This is a genomic window from Cryobacterium sp. MP_M3 (assembly GCF_015752155.1).
Classification (GTDB): domain Bacteria; phylum Actinomycetota; class Actinomycetes; order Actinomycetales; family Microbacteriaceae; genus Cryobacterium.
In genome coordinates this window covers 167301-176566 of sequence record NZ_JADOVI010000008.1, presented here as the reverse complement: position 1 = coordinate 176566, position 9266 = coordinate 167301, and the positions used below count along the sequence as shown (strand labels likewise).

General features: G+C 67.5%; 9 protein-coding genes. 5 read left to right on the top strand and 4 right to left on the bottom strand.

Translation table 11 applies throughout. From position 1 onward, the window contains the following. Positions 1–2: 2 nt before the first annotated feature. Entirely contained in the window at positions 3–1028 is a 1026-nt protein-coding gene (locus IWX89_RS11290) for a site-specific integrase (protein WP_231383167.1), read from the bottom strand. A 500-nt stretch (positions 1029–1528) separates the two neighbouring features. Here IWX89_RS11290 and IWX89_RS11285 point away from each other — a divergent pair, with 500 nt between their 5' ends. Next, positions 1529–2110, top strand: coding sequence for an HdeD family acid-resistance protein (locus tag IWX89_RS11285; RefSeq protein WP_196903646.1), 582 nt, complete (start codon positions 1529–1531; stop codon positions 2108–2110). Here the strand turns inward: IWX89_RS11285 and IWX89_RS11280 are convergent. Both IWX89_RS11280 and IWX89_RS11275 read right to left on the bottom strand, forming a co-directional pair. Next, positions 2082–4142, bottom strand: a complete 2061-nt coding sequence (locus IWX89_RS11280) for a S9 family peptidase (RefSeq protein WP_196903645.1) — start codon at positions 4140–4142, stop codon at positions 2082–2084. The two genes, IWX89_RS11285 and IWX89_RS11280, sit on opposite strands and share 29 nt — an antisense overlap. Before the next feature lie 11 nt (positions 4143–4153). Next, positions 4154–4918, bottom strand: coding sequence for an SDR family oxidoreductase (locus IWX89_RS11275; protein ID WP_196903644.1), 765 nt, complete (start codon positions 4916–4918; stop codon positions 4154–4156). Between the two features lie 102 nt (positions 4919–5020). Here IWX89_RS11275 and IWX89_RS11270 point away from each other — a divergent pair, with 102 nt between their 5' ends. From IWX89_RS11270 to IWX89_RS11255, 4 genes are all read left to right on the top strand, one after another. Further along, positions 5021–5506 carry an NfeD family protein gene (locus IWX89_RS11270; RefSeq protein ID WP_231383166.1) on the top strand — a complete coding sequence of 162 codons (486 nt, stop codon included), beginning with the start codon at positions 5021–5023 and terminating at the stop codon, positions 5504–5506. Further along, positions 5503–6468, top strand: coding sequence for an SPFH domain-containing protein (locus tag IWX89_RS11265; protein ID WP_196903643.1), 966 nt, complete (start codon positions 5503–5505; stop codon positions 6466–6468). Before IWX89_RS11270 ends, IWX89_RS11265 begins: the two co-directional genes overlap by 4 nt. Before the next feature lie 9 nt (positions 6469–6477). After that, positions 6478–7242 (top strand): glycerophosphodiester phosphodiesterase family protein, encoded by a 765-nt coding sequence (locus IWX89_RS11260; protein ID WP_196903642.1) that lies wholly within the window; start codon positions 6478–6480, stop codon positions 7240–7242. A gap of 90 nt (positions 7243–7332) precedes the next feature. Continuing rightward, the gene (locus tag IWX89_RS11255; RefSeq protein WP_134524827.1) at positions 7333–7698 is read left to right on the top strand and encodes an RNA polymerase-binding protein RbpA; all 366 of its coding nucleotides are present in this window, start codon (positions 7333–7335) and stop codon (positions 7696–7698) included. Here IWX89_RS11255 and lnt read toward each other — a convergent pair. Beyond that, entirely contained in the window at positions 7695–9257 is a 1563-nt protein-coding gene (gene lnt / locus IWX89_RS11250; protein ID WP_307836522.1) for an apolipoprotein N-acyltransferase, read from the bottom strand. The genes IWX89_RS11255 and lnt overlap by 4 nt on opposite strands. Between the last annotated feature and the right edge of the window lie 9 nt (positions 9258–9266).

The following is a 9266-nucleotide window of genomic DNA, read 5'->3' as shown; positions in this document are numbered from 1 at the left end:
GGTCAGGTCTCCTTCGTGGTGAGCTGGGCGGCCATCCGGGTGATCGCGTCGTCGACGACGCGGGCGCGGTAATCGGGGGAGAGGCCGGTGTAGATAGACGTTGTCGACGCGTGCTCGTGGCCGACCTGCTGCTGAATGAAGAATGCGTCGTAACCATCCTCGACCAGGTGCGTGACGTAGGAGCGGCGTAGCGAGTGAAAATCGAGTCCATCATCGAGGTTCGCTTCGCGCCTGACCTCGTTGAAGGCCCGACTGACGGAGTCGGCGGCCAGCATGCCGCTGCGTTCGCTCGGCCAGAGTGCCGTCGACCCCGGCGGCGCCAGCAGCGGGCGGACTTCGTCCTTCCATTGCCGCATGCACTCGACGATCCAATCGAACTCCGGGAGGGTCAACACGGTGCGGCGCTTCGGGGGAGCGCCCCGCATCGCCTTCCCGAACCGGACATAGACGATCCCGGAATCGCCGAACTGGCGGGCCCGGGGGTTCGATGCCAGGTCGACGAGGTCGAGCTGGCGAACCTCGTTCCGCCGCAGACCCCAGGCGTAGGCGGCCTTCATCATCGTCGCGATTCGGAATGCCGGGATCCAGCCCTTGGAGCCCGCCCGACGAATGCGCAGCACCCGGTCGTCGGCGCAGTCAAACAGGTCTTGGATCTCGTCCCGAGTGTAGGGGCGTTTTCCGGGGGCTCCGATCGCCGACTGCGAGTGGCGGGCCGTGTTCCACTCATGGAACACCTGTGCGGGATGGTCGCCGAAACGCTCCCAGCACTGTTCGCTCCAGCCGTATGCCGGATCGGTCAGATACTCCAGGAACATCCGCAACGCGTTTTGGTAACCGAGGACGGTGGAGTGTGATGCGCCTTTTAAGGAGCGGAGCTCGAGGAAGAACTCGTCGACCATCAATGCCGACCACGACCACGGGTAGCAATCCGCGAACGCTCGGAAACGGATCGCGACCGATCGACGTTTCTCGACCGTCGACCCGGCCAGGTTCCGGGCGACCTGTTGCGCAGCCCACCCGTCCAGCATCGACCGCCACACGCTCTCTTCCGCGTGGAGAACGGCGATACTCGATCGGAGATGAGCAGGAACCACCCCTGGCGCGGCTAAATCAAATGTTTGCATCTTATGCGAAACATTCGCATTAAATGCGAATCGATGTCAAGCTGCAATATGAAACTCCAGTTCAACTGCCATATCGGGCGACGTCACTACTCCAGTCATGCGCGACTGCACCCCTCCGCGAGCACTCCATTGTCATCGTGCCAACGGAAGGATACGCGCCGTCTGGGGGGAGGTCGACCGAACCGGCGTATTCGCACCCAACGCGAAGATGTCGGCTACGTGTTGACATAATGTGCATTATCGGACATACGTTGAGAGGGGTCTGGACGCTGTTCTCCGGTCCGGCTACCGTGTGTTGCACCAGCGGCGATTGCCGCAGCGAACCGGCATGAAGTGCCATCCACACCGATCGCGCCGGGCTGCCGGCGGTTCGCCACCGCACCGCCCCGATTGCGAGGAATGTCATGTCCAACGGAATCGCAACATTCGACCTGACGATCGATCCCAGGAATTTGAGCAAAAATGAGCTAACGAGTGTGCGGGTGGCGATGGGCCTGGCCGGGCTCGTCGCCCTCGCGCTGGGGATCATGGTCCTCGTCTGGCCGGCCGCGACGCTGGCGATCATCGCCGGTCTCTTCGGCCTCTACTTCCTGTTCGGGGGCGTCGCCCGGGTGGCCCGCGGCGTGTTCATGACCGGCGCCACCGGCGGCATCCGGGTACTCAACATCCTGCTCGGCGTACTGCTGCTGGTCGCCGGCATCATCGCGATCAGGAACCCCCTGAACTCCCTCGCCGTGCTCGGAATGGTGATCGGCATCTCCTGGCTGGTCGAGGGTGTGGCCGCGCTGGTGGAGACCGCCCCGGACGCCAGCAAGTGGTTCGGCACGCTGTTCGGGGCCATCAGTGTCGTCGCCGGGATCGCGATCCTGCTCTCACCGATCGACTCGCTGGCGGTGCTCGTGCTCGTGGGCGGCGTCTTCCTGGTGATCTCCGGCGTCAGCCAGGTCGCGATGGGGTTCACGTTCGGGCGTGGGGCCCGGGCCTGACGGGAAGGTGCCGGTCCCACCAGTCGAGAATGAGTTCCAGCCGCTGCAGTCGGTGCCGGGGCGTGCCCCCACGGCTGAGTTCATGGTCCTCGCCGGGGAAGATGGCCAGCTCGGCCGCCACTCCCCCGCGTTTCAGGGCGAAGTAGTAGCGCTCCGCCTGGGAGAGCGGGCACCGCAGGTCCTGTTCGGAGTGAATCACCAGGGTGGGCGTGGACACCCGGTCGGCCAATTCCTGCGGGCTCTGGGCGTTCCGGAGTGCCCGGGAGGTTCCGAGGTATTCCTCGACGAAGAAGTCACCGACATCGGAGGTGCCCAGGAATGTTTCGGGATCGAGGAAGGCACGCTCGACGATCGCGGCCGCGAACCTCTGGTCGTGTGCGGTGATCCACGCGGCGAGGAAGCCGCCGTAGGACCCGCCCATGAGGCCCAGCCGCCCGGCGTCCAGCTGAGGTGCGTCGGCCAGGGCGCCGGCCAGGAAGTCGAGCACGTCGGAGCGGTCGACGGAGCCGAGGCGCCGCCGGATCACCCGCCCGTGCGCCTGGCCGTAGCCGGCCGAACCGCGTGGGTTGCAGGCCAGCACGGCATAGCCCGCGTCGACGAGGACCTGGGTCTCGTCGGACACGGCGACGGTCGCCTGCGCGAAAGGCCCGCCGTGGATGGTGAGCACGACGGGGTGCGGCCCAGGCCCGGGTGGCGTGGTCACCCAGCCGTGCACCGGGTAGCCGTCCGCGGCGGAGATGGTGAGCTCGCGCGGTCTCGCCAGCACGGTCTCCCGGAGGGCAGCTGAGAAGTCGGTCAGCCGCCGGGCGCGGGCCGGTTCGACGAGCGCGAGGTCCCCCTCGGTCAGGGCGTCCTGGTAGCTTGCGACGATGCGGCCCGCCCGGGCGTCGTGGCCGGTGACGACGACATCGTTCCCGGTCAGCGTCGCCGTCGCGCCGTCGAGGGTGGTCCGCACCAGCTGGACCCGGCCGCGGGTGCGGTTGACGGCCAGGACGGCGCCGTCCTGGGTCAGGCTGAGTGCCGTACCGGAGTCGAGGTCGTACTCGTCGGGGTCGGTCAGCCGCACCGGCTCACCCCGTCCGGGATCAACCCGGTAGAGCGAGCCGCTGCGGGCGACGAAGTCGCGGCCGTCGACGCCGACGACCTGGGCCAGGAAGATGACGGAATCGACCGCGGCCCACTCGATCTGGGCGATGCTCAGGTTGGCAGCCCAGGACAGCACCGTCCGGGCCGGCAGTTCCGGACCCGCGCCGGCCGGGTCGAGGGTGATCACCAGCAGTTCCGACCGGAGGTCCTCGTCCCGGCCCGGGTGGCGGGCGGAAATCGTGAGCAGCGCTGTGCCGTCCGGTGAGAAGGCGAGGCCCGCGTGGTCGTAGTCCCCCGTGGTGAGCCTCCGCGGGGCGGCCGCGCCGGGCGGCAGGCCGGAGTCACCCGGCGCAGCCCGGGCCGGAGCCTCCTCGGCGGATTCAGGGGTGGACGGGGCAGCCCCTGGGACCGGTTCCGCCCAGGGGTCGGGCGCGGGCACCAGGAAGACGTGAGCGCGTCGGTCGGTCGTGTACCCGACACCGTTGGCCCGGTAGTGGAACGTCGTGATGATCCTCGGCGGTTCGGCCTCGGCGGCGAGGCCCGGAACGGTGCCCAGCCGGCCGGGGTCCGGCACACGTGCGATGTATGCCAGGGTTGCCGAGTCCGGCCGCCACCGGAAGTCGGTGACGCCGAGGACCTCGGCGGTGGCCTGCACGGGCTCACCACCCGTTGCCGCCACCACGTGCAGCTGGGCCGGAGCGCCCGGGCTGCTGCGCAGGAAGGCAAGCAGCCGACCGTCCGGCGAGAACCGGGGAGCGGTATCCCGGTGGCCACGGGTCAGGAGTCGCGGCTGGGGCTTCCCTTGCAGGGACACGGTCCATAACTGGCCCACGTAGTCATCGGCGGAGTACTCCGGCCGGATGACGGACACGACCGCCCGGCCACCGTCCGGGTGGATGGTCGGGTCGGACACCGATTTGAGGAGCGGAAGGTCGGAAGCCTTCATCCATGTGCTTTCTAGTCGGCGACCAGGTCGGTCGTGTCGCCAACATAGCGCGTGTTGTCTGCTGGGACGGGCTCCACTGCGGCGAGGGCAACTTCCGCGGCGAACTCCTCCACGTTGTACAGGCGCCCGGCGGCGTCCTTCCGGGCGTTCATGGTCCCCGGGCTGGCGCGTTCCAGCAGGGTGGCCGTGACCGTGCCCTCGATGATGTCGCCGGAGACGACGACGAAACCGAGCCCGGCCTGTTCGAGTTCGGGAATCAGGGCGCGGAGGGCGTCCTCCCCCGCTCGTTTGCTGCGTGCGACCGGCACATACTCCGGCATGGTCTCTGCGGTGCCGAAGAAGTGCGCCTGGTGGCTGGTGACGAACACGACGCGGGCGCCCTCGGCGAGCAACGGCCGGGCGGTGGCCAGCAGGTTGAGCTGGGCATCCCGGTTCAGCTTCATCGCGTAGTCGTCGGCCATGCCGCTTTCCATGCCGCCCGAGGCATTCATGACGAGGATGTCGAGACCCCCGAATTCGCGGCGGATGGTGTCGAACATGTTCGTCACGGCTTCGGCGTCGGTGAGGTCGGCGCCGATGGTGATGGCCGTGCCGCCCTGGGCGCGGATGGCGTCGGCGACCTTGATCGCGCGGGCCTCTTTGTTGCGGAAGTTGATGGCGACGCTCGCGCCGGCCCCGGCGAAGTAACCGATGGTGGCCGCACCGACCCCTCGAGACGATCCGGTGACGAGCACACGCTTGCCGTCAAGTGATCCTGCTGCAAGTGGATTGGTCACGCGAACTCCTCAGATAACGAATTGGTCTGGCAGACGACCTTACCAAGAAGCCTCCGCTCCCCTGTCCGGCGCACCTGCTAGTTTCGTTAGGAGGGAACAGAAATGGGAGGGGACGCCATGGATGCGTTCGCAGCGGAATTCGCGTGGATCGTCTGGCTCGTGCTCATTCTGCTCTTTGTCACCATCGAGATGGTGACCCTCGACCTCACGTTCCTGATGATGGCGGCCGGCAGTCTGGGCGCACTCGTCTCCGGCCTGCTCGGCGCGCCGTGGTGGTTGCAGCTCGTGATCGCGGCCGTGCTGACGATCACCCTTCTGCTCGGCATCCGCCCGCCCCTGCTTCGGCTTCTCAAGCGCGGCGGCGACCCTGCCAAGACGAACGTGGACGCGCTGCTCGGCATCGACGGCCGGGTGGTCAGTTCCATCGGGGCCACCGGCGGTCAGGTTCGTCTCGCCAACGGCGAGACCTGGACGGCACGCCTGTCGCCCGGCACGGATCGCGTCGTCGAACCCGGCGAACGAGTACTCGTCACAGCAATCGACGGGGCGACCGCAGTGGTCATCCCGGCGGAAAGGAACGTTCCATGACCGATCCCGGCCAGATAATCGTGCAGGTGGTCGTCTTCGTCGCCGTTGCGGCTCTCGTCCTGTTCGTCATTGTCACCCTCGCGAAGTCGATCCGCATCATCCCGCAGGCCAGCGCCGGCGTCGTGGAGCGCCTCGGCCGGTACCACAAGACGCTGATGCCGGGCCTGAACATCCTTATCCCGTTCGTCGACCGGCTGCGGCCGCTGATCGACATGCGGGAGCAGGTCGTCTCGTTCCCGCCGCAGCCGGTGATCACGGAGGACAACCTCGTCGTCTCCATCGACACCGTCGTCTACTTCCAGGTGACGGATGCCCGGGCGGCCACCTACGAGATCGCCAACTATCTCGGAGCGGTCGAGCAGCTCACCACGACCACCCTGCGTAACGTGGTCGGCGGGCTGAACCTCGAAGAAGCCCTGACCAGCCGAGACAACATCAATGGGCAACTGCGCATCGTGCTCGACGAGGCCACCGGCAAGTGGGGCATCCGGGTCGGGCGGGTGGAATTGAAGGCGATCGATCCGCCCCACTCCATCCAGGACTCGATGGAGAAGCAGATGCGCGCCGAGCGTGACCGTCGAGCTCTCATCCTGACCGCCGAGGGAACGAAGCAGTCCGCGATCCTGACCGCGGAAGGCGCGCGCCAGGCCGCCATCCTCTCCGCGGAAGGTGACGCGAAGGCGGCCGTCCTGCGTGCACAGGGTGAAGCCGAAGCCATCACGACCGTGTTCAAGGCGATCCACGACGGCGACCCCGATCCGAAGCTGCTGGCCTACCAGTACCTGCTGACCCTGCCCAAACTGGCCGAGGGAAGCGCGAACAAGCTCTGGATCGTGCCGAGCGAACTCACCGAGGCGATGAAGGGCGTCGGTCGCGCGTTCGGGCAGTCCCCCGTTCCCGGCTCTCACGCCGGTGCGGCCGAGGCGCAGGGTCCGGCGTCCCACGCCGCACCGCTCGCTTAGGCAGGGACCATGCCTGGGGGTAGGGCGTCCTGGTTCCTGGACGGCGCCGCGCCCCGCGTGTTCGCCCATCGGGGCCTGTCCCGGAACGCCCCCGAGAACACCCTCCTGGCCTTCCGCCATGCCCTCCTCGCCGGCGCCACCCATCTTGAAACGGATGTCCGCGCCAGCGACGACGGCGTCGCGGTGCTCAGCCACGATGCGGATTTCGCCGTGCCGGGAGCGCGGATTCGGGTGAGCAGGCTCAGGATGGCCGAACTCCGACGGATCAACCTGGGACTGGGTCAGCCATTCGCATCTCTCAGCGAGGCCCTGGACGCGTTTCCGGACGCCCGCTTCAACCTCGATGTGAAATCGGATGCCGCGGTCGAGGCGACGGTGACCGCTGTGCTGGCGGCGAACGCCACCGACCGGGTGCTGATCACCTCCTTCTCCGAGGACCGCCGTGCGCGCACGGTCCGTTCCCTGCCCGGGGTCGCCACCTCCGCGTCCTCCTCTCTCGTCGGCCGGGCGTTCATCGCCGCCGAGCTCGGTCTGGGCGGCCAGGTGCGGCGTGCGGTGCATGGTCTCTCCGCCATGCAGGTCCCGGAGACGGTCAGGTCCCTGCGGATCCTCACCCCGCGTTTCCTCCGGGCGATGCACGCCCTCGGCGTCGAGGTGCACGTGTGGACGGTGAATGATCCGGCGACGATGCGCCGGCTCCTCGATGCGGGTGTCGACGGTCTGATCACCGACCGGAGCGACCTCGCGGTGGGCGTGATCGCCGACCGAAGCTGAGAGTTACCACCGAGAATCGACGTAACGGAAAGATAACGTCCAGCTTGATGGTTTAGAACTAAGAGTTGCATCGCGAGAGGAGACCACACAATGGCGGATCGCAGTTTGCGTGGCATGAGGTTGGGCGCACAAAGCCTTCAAAGCGAAGAGGGCGTAACCTTTTCACCACGAGTCAGTCACACGTACCTGTGTGCGACGTGCGCGCGGGAGACGGTGATGATTTTCTCGGCGGAGGCTGAGGCCCCCGACGAGTGGGAGTGCCGCTTCTGCTCACAGACCGCCACCCGGCTGGTTGACTCCAAGCCGGTGATCGTGGATCACTCCGACGAGAAGGTTCCGCGCACGCACTGGGACATGCTCCTCGAACGGCGCACCCGCGCCGAACTCGAAGAACTTCTGGAAGAACGACTGACCTTCCTGCGTGCCCGGAGGGGCCAGCAGAAGATCGGCGCTTAAGCCCTTCCAGCCTTTCCATCACTTCGCACCCGGCTTCGTCGCCGGGTGCGCAGTGCGTTAATCAGGCAGAGCGCGAAGCCGGCCAGTCCGAGCCCGGACACGAACCACTCGAGTTCCCGTCCTCCGGACATCGCCGGTGTGACGGTGTCGCTGAGCGGCACGGTCTCGACCATGGCACCCGGCTCCCAGGTCGGCAGTCGGTCCAGGGTCGCGCCATCGGGCGTGATGATCGCGCTGGTTCCGACGGTGGAGATGTTCACCACGGTGCGGCCCGCCTCGATCGCCCGGAGCCGGGCGATCGCGAGTTGCTGCACGCTCTCATCGGTGTGCCCGAAGTCGGCGTTGTTCGTCTGGGCGAGGATGACCTGCGCCTTCCCCGAGATCATCTCCTGGACCAGCTGGTCGTCGGCGATGTCGAAGCAGATGGCGATTCCCGCCCTGATGCCGTCGATGTCGAAGACGTTCCCCTGCGTCCCGATCGCATAGTCCCGGGAGATGAGGTCGATCAGTTCGGGCGCGAACGGACGCCAGAACGCGCGATCGGGCATGTACTCGGCGAACGGCACCGGGTGCACCTTGTCGTAGATGTCGACGGCTCCTTCTCCCGCCTTCCAGAGCAGGGAGCTGTTGTAGAACTTCCCGTCACGCTGGGTGATAGTGCCCGCGACGATGGGTGCGCTCATGGCAGTGCCCAGGTAGTCCAGCACCTTCGCCGCGTCGGCGGAACGGGTCGGATCGATGTCGCTGGCGTTCTCCGGCCAGACGACGAAGTCGACCTTCTGCCCGATCAGGGGAAGTGTCGCCGAGGTGTGGTCGGCGAGGATCTGGCCGGGCGAGTACTGGGCGAACAGACCTGCATCCGACGCTCCCTGGACCGCGGCGATCCGGGCGGTTCCCGACGGGACGGCCGGCCAGGCCGGCACCACGAGCAACAGGGCGACGGATGCCACGGCGATGCTCCACCGTGCGAGCGCACCGATCTGCACCTCCCGCACCAGTTGAACGGCCAGGGTGCTCAGCCACACGATGAGGAAGGTCAGCCCCGACATGCCGACCCAGGCCACCAGGCCGTTGAACGGGCTCTCCGACTGGGAGATGGCCACCCGCCCCCAGGCGAAGCCGCCGTACGGCCAGACGGCCGAGATCGCTTCGCGAGCGGTCCACAGGCCGGCGACGACGACCGGGACGACTCCGAGGCGTCCGGCCACTGTCGGCCATACCCGGGGGCCCACGTTGAGGACGACGCCGATCAGGGCGAGGCCGATGCCGAAGAAGATGGATTCGAGGCCGGCGAGGGCCAGCCAGGGCACCGGCCCCAGGTACAGGGTCAGCCAGCTGATGTGGATCAGCCAGAAGGACAACCCCGCGACCATGCCGATCAGCAGGCCGGCCCACGGCCCGCGCCCGAGCAGGGCCACCATCATCAGGGCCACCCCGAGCGGCGCGAGGACCCACCAGGACCGGTCGGGGAAGCCCGCGTCGAGGATGCCCCCGGTCGCGGCGGCGAGCATGATGGCCGCCTGCAGCGGCAGTTGCCGCCGCGCGGTCCCCTGATTCACCCCAACAGC